Raw genomic sequence first — 19127 nt, forward strand, 5'->3', positions numbered from 1 at the left:
GATGCCAATGCGGGTGGGCCCGATCTGATCAGCAATGAGCCTGAAGCGGTCAGGCTAATGGTTTTTTACGTGCCCTGCGAACGGTCGAAGGAGCCTGTCCGAAGGCATCCTGGAAGTGCCGCGAGAAGTGTGAACGCGATGCGTAGCCGGTAGCGGCTATTGCGTCGGCGACATCGGCATCCCGATCCGAGAGTATGAGGTAAGCGGCATGCATTCTTTCGGTGAGCAGCAGCGCGCGTAGTGAGTGGTTTTCGTCCCGTAGTCGCCGCCGCAGGGTGGCCTCTGACATCGACAGGGAAGCGGCGACCGCGGCGGTTGACCACGCGTGATCGAGCCGGTGGCGGATCAGGAGGCGCACTGCCTCTGTGACTGAGCGGTCGACATATTTGGGCATCAATGGCAGCGCACCCTGTTCGGCCAGGATAAGCAGAACCTCGAGAACACGGTGATCTACGACGCGCCGGGAAAGGTCGAGCGCACCCGCCAGCGCCTCGCCACTATGGATGATTGCCGAGCAGAGCGTTGGACTGATCGTGATGGGCGAGCCGAGGGGTATGTCGCGCTTGGTGAGTTGCGGCCAAAGGCGTGCCGCCTCAATGACCAGGGTGCGAGAGAAGCGGACGAAGAGGGCGCGATAGACGCCAGTGTCGGCATCTGGTTCATTGACAACATCAACCTCCGCACCGGCCGGCAGCACGAAGGCGTCGCCGGCGTGGTAGATTTTGCGTTCCGCGCCCCACAGCACTTCTTTGCGGCCTTCGATGACGATGACGAGGCCGGCTGCGGGCATGCTGAGCTCGGAAATGGTTTCCCTGTGACGGGCGACGAAGGCCGAGATGAACGGTGGATCTTCGTTTTCGAGCATAAAGCGCGTGTCGCGCTCGGCCAGCGGGCGAAGGGCATCAACGAGACGCCGCCGTAGTGTTTTGTCGCTGTCACGCATTGAACAAGCTATCTCGAAATTGGATCAGGCGTCATTGCTATGTTGAAATCAAGTCGCTGTCGATACGCCGCCGAAGGGCGCTGAAAACGGAAAGGTACTGTCTGCCATTGGCGATCTTTTGGAGGGCTACAACGTCTGAGATGGTCGGATATTGCAAGCCGGCAAAGCGCCGTTATCTTGGTCGTAGAGGTTCTCATCGCGCGCCTGAACGCAGAGTGCTGGACGCCTGAACGGTTGGAATTACGTTCAGAAGCAGTCAAAGTGTTCACCGCGTTTGACGGCAGCTATTTCACTCTCGCCGCCATAAATCAGACAGGCCGGTCCCGCCCCAAGGCGAAAATAACTTCCGTTTTGGACCGTCGGTTTGCCCATTCGTTCCGGCAGAGGTGCATCCCAAAGCGGTCACTTATGTTTCGAAATGATGGAGTTGCTGGCCGAGATGTGTTGGATTCGTGGCGTTGGCTCGTGCCGGGCGTCGGCTTAGGGAACGAGGTCACAATTGATGCCGTCGCAGAAATGCTAAAATATGCCGAGACCCTCTGATCTTTCCTCAATTGGAGTTCGAGCCCTGATGTCGATTTCCGATACGATCTATCGACCCTTTGAAACGCTGATCCAACCCCTCGATATCCCCTATCAGCCTTTGCCCGCGAAGGGCCCGGTGGCTGTTCTCCTGCACTTCATCCGGATGTTCCGCGGCATCCTGCTCGTGCTCGCCCTTTCCACAATGGCAATCGAGGCCATGAATCTGGCGATTATTTGGGGACTATCGGTCATCGTTGATGGCGTGACGCAACAGGGCGCAAGCGCCTTCCTGCACAATGAATGGTTGCTTCTCACCTTGCTTGGCCTGATGCTCTTTCCCGCAATCCCGATTGGCTCCTTTTTCGTCAACACGCTGAACTCGCATACGCTTGGCATTGGTATGCCTGCCGCCATTCAGTGGCAGGGCCACAAGGCGGTGGAGCGGCAGGATCTGGCCTTTTTCCATGATCTCTATGCCGGTCAGGTCGCCTCACGTCTCCAGCAGGTGGCCTCGGCCGTGCAGCAGCAGATCATATCGGCCTTCCAGTCCATCCCGCGCTTCGTGATGCAAATGGCTGGGTCGGTCATTCTCTTGAGCGCTCTCTCCTGGCAGCTCGCCTTGCCGACCATCGTCTGGATCACGCTTAACGTTCTGCTCGCTGTCAGGCTGGCACCTGTTTTTACCGAGCGCTCGCGCCGTTCTGCCAAGCGGCGCAGCCTGATTTCTGGCGCGATCACCGATCTCTACGGCAATATGCAGATGGTGAAGCAGTTTGCCGCCGAAGACAGCGAGGCGGGCGCTATCCGCGGCATTATTGCCAAGGCCATCAATGCCCAACAAAGTGAACAGCGGATCTACCGCACCTCGGAGGTCATTGTCGTTGCCCTCAACATGATGCACTGGCTGGCGATACTCTCGATCGGATTTACCGGGCTTGTCGATGGTTTCGTCACGATCGGCGAATTCACGGCTGCCGTTTACGTCCTCAGCCGGCTGTCTGCTCACACCTTCACGTTCCTACAGATGGGCCAACAGATCTTCCAGGCAGTCGGTACGATCAAGGACGCCATGCCCGTCATGACGACACCGCCCAGCATCACCGATCGTCCAGACGCAGCGGATCTTACCATTCGCCATGGCGAAATCCGTTTCGAGAACGTCCGTTTCGCCTACAAGACTGGCAAGCCGGTTATCGATGATCTCTCGCTGACGATCCGTCCCGGTGAAAAGGTTGGACTCGTCGGGCTATCGGGGGCTGGCAAGACCACACTCGCCAATCTCCTGCTGCGCTTCTACGATATCCAGGACGGCGCGATCCTGATCGACGACAAGGATATTCGCTCGGTCACCCAATCAAGTCTGCGCCGCGTGATTGGCGTTATAGCCCAGGATGTGTCGCTGCTGCATCGTTCGGTCGGCGATAATATCCGCTATGGGCGACCGGAGGCGAGCGCGCAGGAGGTGGAAGATGTCGCCAGAATGGCTGCTGCCGACACCTTCATAACAGAACTCTCCGATAGCGATGGCCGCAAGGGCTACGACGCCTACGTCGGTGACCGCGGCATCAAACTGTCCGGCGGCCAACGCCAGCGTGTCGCGATCGCCCGCGTTCTCCTGAAAAACGCTCCGATCCTGATCCTCGATGAAGCAACTTCGGCCCTCGACAGTGAATCCGAAGCCGCGATTCAGGAGAAACTTGATCTTGTGATGCAAGGCAAGACGGTTATCGCCATTGCCCACCGCCTATCGACCATCTCCAGCATGGACCGCATCGTCGTGCTCGAAAACGGCCGCATAATAGAGGAAGGCCCGCCGGGGGAGTTAATTGAAACCAATGGTCTTTTCGCGCGGCTGTGGCAGCGTCAGACGGGTGGATTTATTCCTGACGACATCAACTGAACCCGCGTTTGCGATAAAACCCCAGTTATTCGCGACGCATTTCGGAATTGTTTGCTGAACAGATGGTCTGCTTCACGGTGAATAGTGTTGCTTCTCCAAAGGGCAGCAGACTCGGCTCCCTGTTTAACCTGAGCGTGGCGCGTTCTTCCTCCGGTCAATCGTGGCCAAAGGACAACTCAAATCGATATCGCAAATTGATCCTGCTGGATTGGGGTGGCCAGCACGCACCTGGCACAACTATGGAACCCGTCCAGCGCTCGGCGATCAAACCTCATCGCCCACAGGAGGCGAAACTCGGATAGAAAAAGGGGTCAATGTTCCGTGCTGATTTACGGGCTCTGCGTCGTCATAAGGTTCTGCGATTGATAAAGGTCAATGGCGGATGGCTGATATTTCTATTTACTAATGGATACGCTGCACCGAGATGAAAATGTAGAAACGGAAAAAGTACTTCGGACGCGGGATTTCCCGCGTGGCGGAGCGACGTTTGTACATCTCCAGATGCAAGCTCCATTTATGAGTACGGGAGGTAAGCGATGCTGGTCCGAGAAATGACGCACAACGAGTGTCTCGCCGTCATCGCAGTCCAGAGGCTGGCGCGAATGGCGTGCGCGAGGGATAATATCCCTTATGTTGTTCCAATATATTACGCATATTCGGGAAACAGCCTTTACGCGTTTACAATGCCGGGAAAGAAACTTGAATTCCTTCGGTCAAACCCGCGTGCCTGTTTGCAGATCGACACTCCGGAAGGTGCGCATCAATGGGCGAGCGTCATAATCGACTCCTCTTTTCGGGAGTTGCCAGACGAAGACCCTCCCGTTCGGGAACGCTTACATGCTTGGGAGCTGCTTGCGGAACACTTTGACTGGTGGGAACCCGGCGCCCTGAAACCTCGATCTGAACCTCGTCGAGGGACCTCTCCACACGTCTTTTTTGCACTGGATATCGTGACTTTGAGTGGTAGAGAGGCGAGAGAGGGCCAGCCGGAGCGTGTTTTGTCGCAATAGGCGACGCTGGACTCTTGTGCACTGACCTGTCCGCAGCAGTTTTGTCGGCGTGTACATGGGGCGTTTGTTGCTTTGGGCGCCGACGGGTCGAGATTTCTGCCGCACTTTCTACGCAATCGGCCAGATCCGGGTGATCCCGAAGGCCGCGATTTGGGGAGAAGCGTACCATGACGATCTACGATGAACGCGAGAGAGCTGCAGAGAGGCAATATGTCCTGATGGCTGAGAAACCGTTCAGAATTCGCGCCAGGCGTGACAAAATGCTGGCGAGTTGGGTGGCCACGCTGCTCGGTCGCGATATTGCGCGTTGTCTTGAGGACATTATTGAAGCTGATTTTGCACGGGGCGACGAGGGTGTCTTGAAAAAACTGGAAAGCGATCTGGCGATCCTCGGGCTTTCGGATACACGTAATTTGATACGGCACAAAATGCAAAAATGCTTTGCCGATGCGGTAAGGGACGTTGAAGGCTCAGTGAACCAATAGACGAACTAGACCATTCCATATTGAGACAGCGACCGCTGATACTTAGCGGCCTTTGCCGAAACGAGGGTCAGTGCGAAGCTGACGGCTGATGATGAGCCTGCCAAGCTTAAGTTCATCACGATCAACTGGAACACAGATATTTCTCACAATGCGGCGGAAGTCCACGTCGAGAAGGGCTGGATAATCTCAGGCATGAGATCAAATGGAAAGATAAAAAAGAAGCGGCTGTCGATCGAGTGCAAGCCTTGCGTGGTGTATCCGATCGGCAGGTAATGCTGTAGTGATACGTCGATGCCTGAACAGGGTTTTAGGCTGCAGGAAGTCCAGCTTTGGCGGCGTCAGGCGTTTATTTTGTCGCGAATGATTGCGTGACTTTTTAACCCGTGTGCGCTTCGGCGCTTCTTTTCCATGTCGCACCGTTTCCAAAATGTACGGGGTGACTTGCACTAGGCCACACCTGCACCGCAGGACTGCGCGCACGGCAGAATTTTCGCGTGCTGGCTAGCGGTGTCGCTCACAGGTTACCCTTTCCCACCGGAATTTCATCGAATGGCCCATTGACGAGGATCAAGGCTATCTTACCGCAACTGCTTCATCCTGAAGTGAAAGTTCAGGAGGAACAAAATGAGCTTCGCTACGCTATTGCAGATCACGACAGGTGAGCCTGCCTCGCCCGAGTCAAACATGGATTTCAATTTGGCCGATGCGATGGAAAGCCATCTTTCCGTGCTGTTGATCGGCATTGCTTCACCACCACCCGTCGGTGCCCATATGGAGAGCGTGTCAGCAGCGTGGTTAGACGAGCGGCAGGCCGACCAAGACAGGCTGGCACGGCAAGTATTTGCTCTCGAAAATTATCTGAAAGGCAAGATTTCTTCGTTTGATATTGAGGAAGCCTATACCGAAATATTCAATCTGGACAATGTTGTCGGGTATCGAGCGCAATTCGCCGACGCTGTTGCGATCGGCCCGGATATTCTAAACGATCCTGGCGTGCGTGATGCCATCCTTGACGGAGCTCTTTTTCACGCCGGTGTACCGATTTTGGTCGATCCCTTGCGCAGCCTTTCTTGGGACAAGAACTCCGTTCTGATTGCCTGGTCTGATGCGCCGGAAACAGCTGCGGCCGTTAGGGCGAGCGTTCCCTTTTTGAAAAGGGCGCGGTCTGTCGAGATCATTGTCGTCGATCCTGACGACGATCGGGAGCTGGCGCCAGGATTGCGATCGTATCTATCTCATCAGCAGATTAATGCTTCGATTGAAAGCATAAAGAGCGAAGGCCGGACGATAGCCGAGACGATCGAAACCTATGCGGAGCGCTTGCAGTCAAGTCTCATCGTCATGGGCGCATACGGCCACTCCCGGCTGCGCGAACGTATTTTCGGCGGCGTCACGCGCACTATGATCGAAAAGACCAGGCGACCGCTCCTTCTGGCGAAATAATAACTTGAAAGAGGAGGCTGGGTGCCTTTGCGTGAAGATAACCGCCTCGCGCGACTTTTGATCAAGAGGAGAAGAATGATGAATGCTTTCGTTTTTCAAGGGCCGGGCCGGGCTTCCATGTAAAACTTCGCCGACTATCCCGGCTTGATCGCTTGGACGGTGAGCACGTTGCTTCGGGCTTTATAGGATTTCCTGTAGAGCCCTGCTAGACTTTTGCGCGCATCCATTATCAACCTTTAGTGTAAATGGAGAGCGAGGCATGAAAAACGGGCTATAAAGCGTGAAATTCACTGTCTCAGTTGGCGAAGGCGGTGGAGTAGTCGTCCTGAGAGACGGGAAACTACTTGGAGGGGAACAAGGCTCCTATTACGTCGGCAATTACCATACTGAAGACAGCAAGCTTGTCGCGGATGTCAAAGTCAAGACGCGCACCATGGTTCCCGGGATGACCTATGTCTTGGGAGCGAATGGCAGAGTATATCTTGAGGGGTTATTTTCGATTGCCATTTTCAATGGCTTTCGGATTGATCGCTTTTTCGAAGATTAGAGATTGAGAAAAAGGGGAGCGTATCACTATTCTTCGGGTAGTTGTGATGCAAAGAGCGCTCATCGGAAGCCTGCGCTGATGCGATGGTGCATTACGGTTTCAGGATTCCTCATTCTGAATTTATCGGTCGTGCCCCACTAATAGAGTTAGAGCGGGATGGCCAATACCGCTTACACTTTTCACCGCCCCGATCAAATCGAAGGTCAAGCTGCCTTGATCTCGATCTTCCTCTGGTTCTTCTTTGCTTCAGCGCTTTTTGGAAGCCTCGCCTTGAGGAGGCCGTTTTCGAACGTGGCCGCTACCTTGTCGGCATCGACGTTAACCGGCAAGGAGAAGCTGCGCTGGAAGGAGCCGTAACGGCGTTCGGAAACATGATATTCTTTTTGTTTGTCTTCTTTTTCCTCCCGCTTTTCACCCCGGATAGTCAGAAGACCGTTTGAAAGCTCGACCTCTATGTTTTTCGCATCAAGGCCGGGGCATTCAGCAATAACCTCGTAGGTATCATCTTTCTCGACCAGATCGACCGCCAGTGAGGTGCTCCATCCATTCAGGCCGGAAGAGGTGCCGCCGAAAGAGGAGTGATCAGGTGCATGCCACGATGAGGGAGCGAAGCCGTCAAAAAGCCGATCGATCTCGGAGCGAAGGGTATCAATCGGGGACCAGAAATTTCCCATCGATTTGACCGGCGTTTCATTGGAGCTCACCGGAAGTTTGGTTTGGGCCAAAGTCATGATATTTCTCCTGTAATTGAAGAAAGATGACGCTTGAAACGGCAACTTGACGTCATTTCAACCGCGTACCGCACTTCATTGAGTATCCCGATTAAACACCGCGCAATCAGGCCCGCATTGACAGGATCAATGCCACTCTTCACCGAGTTCAAGCCGTTGATCGCGTCGGCAGGGCACCTTGCAATGATCGGTACGGGATTTGGAGTTTCTCCATTGCGATTGACGAAGATCATCGCGGGTCTGCAATCCTTTATGCACACTCTACTCATCGAATTGATCATCAATAGGAAGGAGCCATGTCCATGTCCGTGAAAACCATACTTGCTGTCATCGGTGCACATGATGCCGCGGCAGATATCAGTCAGGCGATCGACCTTGCTCGCGAACTAGACAGCCATCTCTCCATTCTCGTCCTCGGCGCGGCGCTCTCGCCCATTACCGCCGACTATCCCGTTACGACGGTCTGGCTAGAGGAGCGGCAAAACGAAATTGATGAACTGATGAAAATCAGGAAGGAGGCGGAGAACCTTTGCAACATAAATGGCGTCACCTACGACGTAGATCAACTTTATGAAGACCGTTTTATCATTGAAAACAATCTCTGCATGCGGGCCATGTGTGCCGATATCGTCGTCGCCGGTAATGGTATACGTAAAGATATCGACCTTCGTAAAACGGTAATGGCTGCAACGATATTCGATGCTCGCAGCCCGCTGATGTTTATGGCAACTCAAGGCAGAACAAGCCTGAAGCCCAAAAGAGTGCTGCTGGCCTGGAATTCCCGGCCCGAGGCAGCACGCGCGGCCAAGGAGGCTTTGCCTATGCTGGTGCGTGCGGATGCGGTTCATATCGTTCTGGTTGACCCGGACGGGTCCTATCTCTTCAATGGCGGAGAACCGGGTGCAGATATCGCTACCTTTCTTTCTCGCCACAACGTTAAGACCATCGTCGAACAACTGGCGAGTGCTGAAAGAAGTACCGAAGCCGTTATCCAGCAGCGCGCACGGGAGATCGGTAGCGACATTATCGTCATGGGGGCCTATGGCCATTCGCGACTGCGGGAGCGGATTTTCGGGGGCGTCACGGCATCGATATTGGACGAATGCCAGTTGCCGGTCTTTTTCGCCCGATAGCGCTATCGGATCTGCCGGAGAGAATTACGCTTGCGTGTAATACTATACCGCGACTATGGGCGCCTTTGCTCGGATTAACCATCTTCTTATTCGAAGGGCGCGCAACGCATTAAGGACGACCGCGACGTCAATCACTTCCTGGACAATTGCGCCCTCGACTGGTCTGAGATACCCGAACGATGCAACGGTCATGGCGGCTACGGATAGCCCGATTCCGGCCACGACGCTCTGCATCGCTATCCGCCGGCAGTCTCTTGCGATTCGTACGCCGTCGCCGATGCGTTCCAGCCGTTCGGCAAGCAGAACCGCATCCGCTGCTTCAACTGCTGCTGCCGATCCATGCAGGCCCATGGCCAGTCCGATATCCGCCGCAGCAAGTGCCGGCGCGTCGTTCACCCCGTCGCCAACCATCATGGTAGGCGCTTGACGGACTTCCTTTTGCACCAGTTCGATCTTTTGCAGTGGCGTAAGTTCGGCCCTGATTTCATCGAGGGGTAATCCCTCGGCAATGCGGCGCGCCACATCGGCGCGATCGCCGGTCGCTAGAATGATGCGGTTAAGCCCGAGCCGTTTCAGTTCGGCCAGGGCTTCTCCAGCACCCTCGCGAAGCGCGTCGCTAAAAAGCAGTGTGCCGGCAAATTTTCCATCAACAGCAATCGCGGCGGTCATCACTTCTGCCTGCCCGAGAGTTGGCACGTCGGCTACCTTCGAAGCTATATAGTTCAGACCACCTATGGCAACTTGCGTGCCTCCTATCGTTCCTGAAATCCCTTCGCCCGGTTTTTCCGAGACGTGCGTGGGCGGCGTCAAAGCAAGGCCGCGGTCAAGGGCGGCCGCAACCACGGCGCGCGCGGCCACATGGTTGGAGCCCTGGTCGAGAGAGGCAATCAGCCGGAGCAGATGATTTTCATCCGCCAATGCATTGATGACTGCAAGATGGGGCTGACCGTCGGTAAGAGTTCCGGTCTTGTCGAGAACGAGTGTTCTTACTTGCCCGAGCTTTTCAAGAATATCGGCCCCTTTTACGATGAGCCCAGCACTCGCTGCACGCGACATACCTGCAGTCCACGCCATAGGAACGGCCAGGATGAGAGGGCAGGGGGTTGCGACGACGAGCACGGCGACCGCACGGACCGGATCACCACTCAGCAGCCATGCAAGTCCCGCTATCGAAAGCGTCGTCAGGAGAAAGGCAAGGGCGTAGCGGTCGGCCAGACGCGACATATGTGCCTTGCTGTTGTGAGCAGCCTCGACCAGCCGGATGATTCCAGCGTAGGTGCTCTCGCTTGCCGGTTTGGTGACAATCATTTCGAAGAGGTTGCCAGCATTGGCAGACCCGCTCATGACAGGCTGTCCGCGTTTTCTGTTGACGGGTAAGGCTTCGCCGGTGAGTGCCGCCTCGTCCAGAACGGCGTCTTCTGCAAGCGCACCGTCAGCAGGCACAATGTCGCCCCTTCGCACCACAAGCCGATCGCCGGTTTCGACCGCCTCGATGGTGGTTTCTTCCAGATTTTCGCCCCGGCGCCGCGTTGCCAATCGGGGTGCCCGCTGCAGAAGCGCTGTCATGTCTCGTCGCGCGCGACCTTCGGCGATGCTTTCCAGATATTGACCGCCGGAATACATCAGGGCGACGACGGCGGCAGCCAGATGTTCGCCGAAAATCAATGCCGAGCTCATTGATAACAGCGCGATCGTATCGAGTCCGAATTCCTTTCGCCGAAGGCTGACGAAAATCTGTCCCGTAAGCGCAAGGATCACAAGAATGGTCGTAGCTATCAGCGCGGTATCGTAGACAACATTGAAACCACCAAGCATCCCGATGAGGGCAGTTGCAAGTCCCCCGAGCGAGGTGACGACTAGCGCTGGACGTAGTCGCTTCAATATATCGGCAAGGGAGTGATTGCGCATTATGGCCCTCCACGATGGATGTCACGGAATTGTCTATGATACCGACTGTCGCGCGGGCGGCGTTGTCTTGCCCGCAACCTCACCCTTGCCAGGTCCAGTTGCGGATTTCTGGCATGTCTTCGCCATATTCCCGGACGTAACGTGTATGTTCCGCAAGTTTTGCCTCGAGCATTCCCACAACGCCTGCAGCCTTATTCCTGAGGCCTGGCACACGATCGATTGCCGAAAGGGCGAGGTGGAACCGGTCGAGTTCGTTCAGAACCGTCATATCGAAGGGCGTCGTGGTTGTCCCCTCTTCGATGAAACCGCGGACATGGATATTTTGGTGGTTGGTACGCTTGTACGTGAGCCGATGGATCAGATATGGATAGCCGTGATAGGCGAAGATGACCGGCCGATCTGTGGTGAAAAGGCGGTCAAATTCCTCATCCGACAGCCCGTGCGGGTGTTGTTCCTGCGATTGAAGCGTCATCAGGTCAACGACATTGACGACGCGGATCTTCAGTTCGGGTATCGCCTGTCGTAGCAGGGTCACGGCGGCCAGCGTTTCCATCGTCGGCACGTCGCCGGCGCAGGCCATCACGACGTCGGGTGCTATGACGCCATCCTCATTGCCAGCCCAGTCCCATATGCCGATACCGGCCTCGCAATGCTTCACCGCCTCATCCATGGTCAGCCATTGTGGTTCCGGTTGCTTGCCGGCTACGATGACGTTGATGCGGTTCCATGTCCTCAGACAATGGTCGCCGACCCAGAGCAGGGTGTTGGCGTCCGGCGGCAAATAGATGCGGACGATATCGGCTTTCTTGTTGGCGACGAGGTCGATGAAGCCAGGGTCCTGATGGGAAAAGCCATTGTGGTCCTGCCGCCAGACATGCGAGGTGAGCAGATAGTTTAGAGAGGAGACCGGCTTGCGCCAAGGCAGTTCACGAGCGACCTTCAGCCACTTGGCATGCTGGTTGAACATTGAATCGACAATGTGGATAAAGGCTTCGTAACAGGAAAAGAAGCCATGCCGGCCGGTGAGGAGATAACCTTCCAGCCAGCCCTGGCACAGATGTTCGGAAAGCACCTCCATCACCCGTCCGTCGCGTGACAGGTGGACATCGTAAGGCTTGATTTCCTGCATCCAGACCCGGCTTGTGGCGTCGAAGACCGCTCCGAGGCGGTTCGATTCCGTTTCATCCGGTCCGAAGATGCGGAAGTTGGCGTCAGTACGGTTAAGCTTGAGAATATCGCGCAGATATCTGCCGAGGATTTCTGTCGTCTGGATCATAAGCGCGCCACGTTTTTCCACCGGGATCGCATAATCGCGGATATCCGGTACGCGAAGCTCCTTGCGCAAAATGCCACCATTTGCATGCGGATTGGCACCCATGCGCCGTGTGCCCACCGGAGAAAGGGCGCGCAGCTCCTCTTTCAGCCGGCCGTTCGCGTCGAAAAGATCATCGGGATGGTAACTGCGCATCCAATCTTCGAGGATCCTGCGGTGGCCTTCATTCTCGCGGCAATTGGCGACCGGCACCTGATGGGCACGCCAGAAGTCTTCGACCTTCTTGCCGTCTACTTCCTTGGGTCCTGTCCAGCCCTTGGGACTGCGCAATAAGATCATCGGCCAGCGCGGCAGGCCATCCATTCCCCCGCCACGGGCATCAGCCTGAATGGCGCGGATGCGGTCGATGGCCTGATCGAGAGCGGCCGCCATTTGCCGGTGCATCTTTTCCGGTTCATGTCCTTCGACAAAGAATGGCTCATAGCCGTAACCCCGGAAGAGATGGTCGAGTTCCGTATCGCTCATGCGGGCGAGCAGGGTTGGACTGGCGATCTTGTAGCCGTTAAGATGCAGAATGGGCAGCACCGCCCCGTCGCGCGAGGGGTTCAGGAATTTGCTGGAATGCCAGCTTGCCGCGAGCGCTCCGGTCTCGGCCTCTCCATCACCCACAACACAGGTGACGATCAGCTCCGGATTGTCAAAGGCGGCGCCATAGGCATGCACCAGAGCATAACCGAGCTCGCCGCCCTCGTGAATGGAGCCGGGTGTTTCCGGAGCGGCATGGCTTGGTATGCCGCCTGGAAACGAGAACTGCCTGAAAAGTTTCCTCATGCCCGCAGCGTCCTCGGAAATCTGCGGGTAGATTTCGCTGTAGCTTCCTTCGAGATAGGTGCTTGCCACCATGCCAGGGCCCCCATGACCGGGACCGCAGACATAGATCATATCGAGATCGCGGTTGCGGATGACACGGTTGAGATGGGTGTAAATGAAATTTAGACCAGGCGTCGTGCCCCAGTGGCCGAGCAGGCGCGGCTTGATGTGCTCTGCCCGCAGCGGTTCGCGCAGAAGCGGATTGTCGAGCAGGTATATCTGGCCGATTGAGAGGTAATTGGCGGCGCGCCAGTAGCGATCCACAAGCGCGAGTTCCTGAGAGGTGATCTCGCAAGTTGTCATCGAAACATTTTCGGGCTGCATGGTACTGCTCCTTGAAATTCAGTTCAGTTTGCGACGTGCGGAGGACGTCATCCGCCCGGTGAGAAAATGGAGAGGCACTCCTCGGCAATCATCTGCTCTTCGTCTGTGGGGATGACATGGATGGCAATGCGGCTTGCCTGAGTGCTGATCGCCAGCGCGTTGCGCCGATTGGCGTGCTCGTCAAGCTCGGCGCCCAGCCAGAGCAGCCGGCTTGCGATCCCGGCGCGGATATCCGGCTGGTTCTCGCCAATGCCGGCGGTGAAGACCAGCCCGTTCAGCCCGCCAAGTGTTGAAGTCAGACGACCGATCTCGCCGGCGACCCTGAGTATGAAAAGCTCGATCGCTTCGCGAGCTTGCCTACTATTGTCCTTGAGAAGCTCACGGGTGTCGCCGCTAAGGCCCGAAACGCCGAGAAGACCGGACCTGTGGTAAAGTATATCTTCGAGTTCTGCTCGCGTTTTCCCCAGCGGCCCAATTAAATGAAGCAGCACCCCTGGATCGATTGCACCGGGACGCTTCGCCATGGGAATGCCGTCGAGGGTGGAAAAGCCCATACTCGTATCACAGCTTTTGCCGCGCTCGATGGCGCAAAGACTTGCGCCGCTCCCGAGATGGGCGATTATTACCTTTCCGTCGGCGATCTCGGGCGCCCTTTCGGTCAGAGCTCGCGCCACGTAACGGAAGGAAAGCCCGTGAAAGCCGTAGCGCTTTATGCCCTGGTCGTGAAAGGCGCGGGGAATGGCGAAGCGTCGTACAAGGTCGGTCTGCGTTGAATGAAAAGTCGTGTCGAAGGAGGCCGTCTGCAAGAGTTTCGGTCGCAGGTGCGTCACTGCCCGAACCAGTCGCAACGCCTGCGGCTGATGCAGCGGCGCCATGTCCACGAGTGATCGCATCCGTTCCATGGTTTGATCGTTGATCCGGGCCGGACCGTCGAAAAGGTTGCCGCCGTGCACGATACGGTGACCGGCGGCCACCACATTGTCGAGATCGAAGTGGGCTGCCAGCGTGCAAAACACCTCCTTCATCAGCGCGGCAAGATCGTCATCAGCGCCGGTTTTCAAGGGTAGATTAAGACGCGCCGGTCCTTTCGCCAGATCGAGCGTCAATGGTCGATCGGAAATATCAACCACTGCCTTGCCGATACGTTTCGGTGTTTGCTGCTCCAGTTTGAAAATACCGATCTTCACTGTTGAGGAGCCGGTATTGAAGGTAAGAAGGAGGGGGTCATTCATGCGGACTCTCCGTGGGCATATCGCCAGCTCTGCCAGCCATTGCATTGTCAAAATGGCGAGGCGCCTTCCTCGGTTATCCTTCAGCCATTCCAATCTATCGGTGATCGCACACACTTTGCCTTGACATAGCGCAATCCACGGTGGTTCCGCCAAGTGGTTGTTCCAGTAAATGCATGCATGCGTCGAAGGCTGTTGATCACCATCAATGTGAAAAATCCCCGGTACCGGAAGATCCGAACGATTACTTGGGAGATCAGAAATGCCAGGAGACTACGAGGTCGGTTTGCTCACCCTTTCCAACGTCGCTCGCGCTTATGCCGTTATCCAGCATCTCTTCTCGTCGGTTTCGTTTCAGGAATGGCAGGCTGAAACCGACACTGATCAGAAACGGCGCAATTGGCTCACTGTAACCGACAGGGCGGGAGTGATACGCGGCGTCTGCTTTGTATTTGTCACCGATCGCCGGCAATCCCCACAAATGGAGGTTCCGGTCTTTGCTTCCTTCAGCCTGTTTGACGAACAAGGTGTTTCGCGGCTGCTGTTTGATGAGGTCAAGGAAAAAGCCAGAGAGCTGAAATGTCAGCGCATTCATTTCTGGCCTGCCGGACCTAAAGGCTGGTCGCTCGTCAGCGACCCATCCAAACGACCAGGTTCGGGTGACGGCTTGATTTATGATCTTCGTACTGCCGATGAGGGTGCCTCTTCCATCGACGCGGAAAAGACGTAACCGACGCCGCGAACAGACTTGATGATGCTTGGATGCTTACTGTTTGTTTCTATTTTCCGGCGCAGACGCGCGACCTGCGCGTCGATGGACCGGTCGAATGCTTCCCGACGGCGTGCTCGCGTCTCCTCCAACAGAAAATCGCGGGTCAGAACACGCCCAGGATTCTTGGCAAAGGTGACAAGCATGTCAAATTCACCTGTCGTCAGGTCAATTTGTGTTCCTTCCCGCGACAGGAGATTTCGGCAGGGCACGTCAAGCGTCCAGCCATCGAAGTAAAAAATTTCATTGCGGCGCGGCGAACCGCGCGGCAGACGGCGCCGCAGGATTGACTTCAGCCTCGCATGCACTTCGCGAAGATGGAACGGTTTGGCAATATAGTCGTCAGCGCCGATCTCAATACCGACGATGCGGTCCACCACGTCGTCTCGGCCGGAGAGCATGATGATTGGCACATCCGAATTCAGCCGGACTTCTCGAGCGAGATCAAGACCATCCTGAGCACCCGGGAGATTGAGGTCAAGGAGGATAGCATCGATTTCGTTGTGTTTCAGATGTGCCCTCATCTGGACACCGTCAGCCGCTGCGCTGACGTGATATCCTTCTCCGTCGAAAAAACGCGTAAGCAGTTGGCGCACCCGCGCATCATCATCGACAACAAGCAAATGGCCGTTCTTCTGTGCCATGCTCTGATCTCGCGTTACAATTTGTCACAGATTAACACTGTTTGTCATCCTTGCGGCATCAACCAGTTATTTTACTTGGTTTAACTCCATCGCAAAGAGATGGAGGTCATCATGTACAGTACAGGCGAATATCGCACTCTTACCCGTCAGATTTTGACACCAGCAGATGAGGTGCATTGCCTGCGGGATATTTTTCGCAATCAGCCTGTAGAGCATCTGGCGGCCGGACGGTCGCTATTCATTGAAGGGGACGAAGCCGAACATGTGTTCGAAGTCACGGACGGCGTATTGCGAATATTCAAAATTATAGCAGATGGTCGCCGTATCATCACCGGTTTTCTCTTTGCCGGCAATATTCTCGGCATATCTATCCGAAACCGTTACATCTACAGCGCGGAAGCAGTGTCCTCTGCAACGCTGCGCAGGGTTACCTGCAGGCATTTCGAAAAAGCCGTCGGCAACAATCAAATCCTGCGACTGGAAATGTTTGCGCTGGTTTCAGACGAAATGGCTGTCGCCCAACAACAGATGGTGCTGCTGTCATGCAAAAGTGCTGAAGAAAGACTGTGCACGTTTCTTATGACGTTTCTGGAACGTAAAGCGCGGCGGGGAGAGTGGGAAAAAACGATCGAACTCCCCATGTGTCGTCAGGATGTTGCCGATTATCTCGGGCTTACGATCGAAACCGTTTCACGCACCTTCACGAAGCTTATCAACAGGGGCGTCCTTCGGATTGAAAATGCTGGCGCGCGTCAAACAATCATGATCGACAAGCCGCTTCTCCTTGCACAATTAGCCGGTGACGGTGATGATTATTCCGACGTGCGGCAGAAACTGGTCGTTCATGGTGGACGGCACCGCCACTAGCAAGCGTCGCTCAACGAGATAACGATGCCTGAAATTTTGCGACCGGAAGAGGGAGGAAAGCTGCAGCTTCAGTCCGTTATCACCCTGCTGGATGGTGCCAGCATCGTAGTTCATGGAATGGACGGAAAGATCACGGGCTGGACCACAGGCTGCGAGCATCTTTACGGATGGAATAGAATGGAGGCGATTGGAAAGATCGTCCACGATCTTCTTTCCACCCAGTTCCCTTTGCCGCTGCCTGAACTGCGGCAACGCGTTTCCCACCAGGGATCATGGAGTGGCGAAGTCGTTCATTACCATAAGGACGGTCACAAGCTCCTGATCGCGACGAGATGGGTATTCGTAGAGTTTGGTGGCGAGCAGCCACCGGTCATTGTGCAGACCAACAATGATGTGACGGATTTGAAAAGAATGCAGGACGAACTGGCCCGGCGCGAGGCGCACCTTCTTTCCATTTTGGAAACTGTTCCCGACGCGATGGTTGTCATCGACGAAGGAGGTATCATTTCGTCCTTCAGCGCTGCGGCTGAGCGGCTCTTCGGCTATGATACAAATGAGGTTGTCGGCCACAATGTCAGGATGCTGATGCCGGACCCTGACCGGGCAGCGCATGACGGATATATCGCACGCTATTTGTCGACCGGGGAAAGACGCGTCATCGGCTATGGACGTGTAGTGACCGGACAAAGAAAGGATGGCTCACGTTTTCCCATGGAGCTTTCAGTGGGGGAGGCAATCGCCAACGGCGATCGTATTTTTACGGGCTTTATACGCGATCTGACCAGCCGACAGAAAATCGAGGAGGAATTGCGCCAGGCGCAAAAAATGGAAGCGGTCGGTCAACTGACGGGCGGCCTGGCACATGACTTTAACAACCTTCTCACCGTCATAAGCGGTAACCTCGAAATGGCTGAAAGCAGGCTCACCGACAAAACTATCCGGCATTTCCTTCGGGAAGCGCAGGGTGCTGCTGAAGACGGTGCAAGACTGACGAGCCAGCTTCTGGCCTTTGGCCGTCGGCAGCCGCTCAACCCGCGACAGTCTGACATTGCCGAACTCATAGGCGCGTTTTCCGATTTGATGCGGAGAACACTTGGTGAGGCGATCGAATTCAAAACGATTATAGCGGGTTCAGAGACCGAGGCTCTGGTGGACAGTTCGCAGCTGCAGAGCGCTCTTTTAAACCTCGCTATCAATGCGCGCGATGCCATGCCAAAGGGTGGAATGCTGATATTAGAGGTTGCGCGCGTCAAAATTGATATAGACTATGCAGAGATGTACCCAAGTATAAAACCTGGCAACTACGTGCAGATATCCGTCACAGATACGGGAGCGGGTATGACGCCGGAGGTTAAACAGAAGGCATTCGAACCTTTTTTTACCACCAAGGAAGTTGGAGCCGGCACAGGTTTGGGATTGAGCATGGTTTATGGCTTCGCCAAACAGTCGGGTGGCAACGTTCAGATTTACAGCGAGGCGGGGCAGGGGACGACTGTCCGGATCTTTCTTCCAGCAGCTCTGGATACCGCCAATCCGCCGGAGAACGATATCACGGACTTCCCAGCCACAATTGAATCCGGGGACAGAGAGAGGATTCTCGTTGTGGAGGACGATGCTCGCGTCCGACGCGTCGCGGTCATGAGGCTCGCCGCTCTGGGCTACAGCGTTGTGGAAGCGGCCAACGGTGTTGAGGCGCTCGAGCTGCTTGAGCATCATTCCGATATTGCACTTCTTTTTTCAGACATCGTGATGCCAGGTGGCATGGCGGGCGACGAGCTTGCGGAACTTGCCCGTGCTTTGCGGCCGGACATCAAGGTCTTGTTTACGTCGGGTTATGCGGAGCCGGCCATTGCCGGGCGACATTTGGCCGCGAAGGGAAGCTGGCTTAAAAAACCCTACACTGCCCGCGAACTGGCAGTGAGCCTGCGCGAACTCCTGGAGCAGGATGAGGATCGGTTCTGAAAAGGCGGGGGACCGAAGCGTTAAGCCGCTTCATTCGTTTCCAAGGTTGGACGGTGCGGCGCGTATTGGTCTGATCAAGGCAAGAAATCGGCAAGATTGGCAAACCACCCTATATGCTCGTACCAGCCGTGGCCAGCAGCAAGGTAGCCCAGAAGCGGACGGGTCCAGTCGCAAGCGAGAGCCAGGCGCCGAAGCACATTGGCAGTAATGGCAGCGAAATCGAGTGCACAACCTTGACGGCCGTAGACGTCATTCCGACCAGCGGGGATGCGCAGAGCACCGGCGGTGCGGCTTCGGTAAGGGTCACTGATCACCCTTGGATAGGGCTGAGCCGTTGCCAAAGATCCGTGCAGTAAGTTCTTCGCTACCGTCCAGCTTTTCTCGAAAGCCATTTTCCATGAGCTCATTTCCAATCAAGCGGTGCTGCTCGAGCAGGTCACTTAATATTTTCTGTCGAGCTTCTGAAGGGATCTCCAGATCGCACACAATACTCATTTGTGCCTCTAGCTTTTCGAGCTTTTTGATGAGCTTGTCGAAGGCTCTGGACATAAAAAGCTATCCCAT

Annotated in this window: 16 protein-coding genes; 9 read left to right on the plus strand and 7 right to left on the minus strand. The window is 55.6% G+C overall.

Going from position 1 to position 19127, the window contains the following annotated elements:
- Window positions 1-49 precede the first annotated feature (49 nt).
- The gene (locus ACQZ6D_RS18385; RefSeq protein WP_111796266.1) at window positions 50-943 is read right to left on the minus strand and encodes an AraC family transcriptional regulator; all 894 of its coding nucleotides are present in this window, start codon (window positions 941-943) and stop codon (window positions 50-52) included.
- 571 nt (window positions 944-1514) lie between these two features.
- Here ACQZ6D_RS18385 and ACQZ6D_RS18390 point away from each other — a divergent pair.
- The 5 genes from ACQZ6D_RS18390 to ACQZ6D_RS18410 all read left to right on the plus strand — a co-directional run bounded on the left by ACQZ6D_RS18390 (window position 1515) and on the right by ACQZ6D_RS18410 (window position 6853).
- Window positions 1515-3368 (plus strand): ABC transporter ATP-binding protein, encoded by a 1854-nt coding sequence (locus ACQZ6D_RS18390; RefSeq protein ID WP_112154706.1) that lies wholly within the window; start codon window positions 1515-1517, stop codon window positions 3366-3368.
- Window positions 3369-3919: 551 nt separating this feature from the next.
- Window positions 3920-4378 carry a pyridoxamine 5'-phosphate oxidase family protein gene (locus ACQZ6D_RS18395; protein WP_272870263.1) on the plus strand — a complete coding sequence of 153 codons (459 nt, stop codon included), beginning with the start codon at window positions 3920-3922 and terminating at the stop codon, window positions 4376-4378.
- A gap of 167 nt (window positions 4379-4545) precedes the next feature.
- Window positions 4546-4863, plus strand: coding sequence for an ATPase inhibitor subunit zeta (locus tag ACQZ6D_RS18400; RefSeq protein ID WP_019565897.1), 318 nt, complete (start codon window positions 4546-4548; stop codon window positions 4861-4863).
- Window positions 4864-5487: 624 nt separating this feature from the next.
- Window positions 5488-6306 carry a universal stress protein gene (locus ACQZ6D_RS18405; protein ID WP_003516917.1) on the plus strand — a complete coding sequence of 273 codons (819 nt, stop codon included), beginning with the start codon at window positions 5488-5490 and terminating at the stop codon, window positions 6304-6306.
- A gap of 280 nt (window positions 6307-6586) precedes the next feature.
- Window positions 6587-6853: a GrlR family regulatory protein gene (locus ACQZ6D_RS18410; protein WP_003516916.1), complete on the plus strand. Its 267-nt coding sequence runs from the start codon at window positions 6587-6589 to the stop codon at window positions 6851-6853.
- A 203-nt stretch (window positions 6854-7056) separates the two neighbouring features.
- On the opposite strand, the gene ACQZ6D_RS18415 is transcribed toward ACQZ6D_RS18410, so the two are convergent.
- Window positions 7057-7584, minus strand: coding sequence for an Hsp20/alpha crystallin family protein (locus ACQZ6D_RS18415; RefSeq protein WP_112154705.1), 528 nt, complete (start codon window positions 7582-7584; stop codon window positions 7057-7059).
- A 302-nt stretch (window positions 7585-7886) separates the two neighbouring features.
- Here ACQZ6D_RS18415 and ACQZ6D_RS18420 point away from each other — a divergent pair, with 302 nt between their 5' ends.
- Window positions 7887-8717 carry a universal stress protein gene (locus tag ACQZ6D_RS18420; RefSeq protein ID WP_333717635.1) on the plus strand — a complete coding sequence of 277 codons (831 nt, stop codon included), beginning with the start codon at window positions 7887-7889 and terminating at the stop codon, window positions 8715-8717.
- Window positions 8718-8759: 42 nt separating this feature from the next.
- Here the strand turns inward: ACQZ6D_RS18420 and ACQZ6D_RS18425 are convergent, their stop codons facing one another.
- The 3 genes from ACQZ6D_RS18425 to ACQZ6D_RS18435 form a co-directional block, all read right to left on the minus strand.
- Complete coding sequence (locus ACQZ6D_RS18425) at window positions 8760-10532, minus strand: heavy metal translocating P-type ATPase (RefSeq protein WP_448730402.1); 1773 nt, start codon at window positions 10530-10532, stop codon at window positions 8760-8762.
- Window positions 10533-10704: 172 nt separating this feature from the next.
- Window positions 10705-13092 (minus strand): phosphoketolase family protein, encoded by a 2388-nt coding sequence (locus ACQZ6D_RS18430; protein ID WP_112154702.1) that lies wholly within the window; start codon window positions 13090-13092, stop codon window positions 10705-10707.
- Between the two features lie 47 nt (window positions 13093-13139).
- Entirely contained in the window at window positions 13140-14324 is a 1185-nt protein-coding gene (locus tag ACQZ6D_RS18435) for an acetate/propionate family kinase (RefSeq protein WP_112154701.1), read from the minus strand.
- 283 nt (window positions 14325-14607) lie between these two features.
- On the opposite strand from ACQZ6D_RS18435, the gene ACQZ6D_RS18440 reads away from it, so the two are divergent.
- Window positions 14608-15051 carry a hypothetical protein gene (locus tag ACQZ6D_RS18440; RefSeq protein ID WP_155846271.1) on the plus strand — a complete coding sequence of 148 codons (444 nt, stop codon included), beginning with the start codon at window positions 14608-14610 and terminating at the stop codon, window positions 15049-15051.
- On the opposite strand, the gene ACQZ6D_RS18445 is transcribed toward ACQZ6D_RS18440, so the two are convergent.
- A complete protein-coding gene (locus ACQZ6D_RS18445; protein ID WP_019565908.1) occupies window positions 14994-15734 on the minus strand; it encodes a response regulator in 741 nt (246 codons plus the stop codon). The two genes, ACQZ6D_RS18440 and ACQZ6D_RS18445, sit on opposite strands and share 58 nt — an antisense overlap.
- A 111-nt stretch (window positions 15735-15845) precedes the next feature.
- Here ACQZ6D_RS18445 and ACQZ6D_RS18450 point away from each other — a divergent pair, with 111 nt between their 5' ends.
- The gene (locus ACQZ6D_RS18450) at window positions 15846-16601 is read left to right on the plus strand and encodes a helix-turn-helix domain-containing protein (RefSeq protein WP_051093869.1); all 756 of its coding nucleotides are present in this window, start codon (window positions 15846-15848) and stop codon (window positions 16599-16601) included.
- 24 nt (window positions 16602-16625) lie between these two features.
- Window positions 16626-18563, plus strand: coding sequence for a hybrid sensor histidine kinase/response regulator (locus ACQZ6D_RS18455; protein ID WP_112154698.1), 1938 nt, complete (start codon window positions 16626-16628; stop codon window positions 18561-18563).
- A gap of 303 nt (window positions 18564-18866) precedes the next feature.
- On the opposite strand, the gene ACQZ6D_RS18460 is transcribed toward ACQZ6D_RS18455, so the two are convergent.
- Window positions 18867-19112, minus strand: coding sequence for a hypothetical protein (locus ACQZ6D_RS18460; protein WP_003516900.1), 246 nt, complete (start codon window positions 19110-19112; stop codon window positions 18867-18869).
- Window positions 19113-19127 lie beyond the last annotated feature (15 nt).

Source organism: Agrobacterium sp. 22-3639C2, assembly GCF_053522105.1.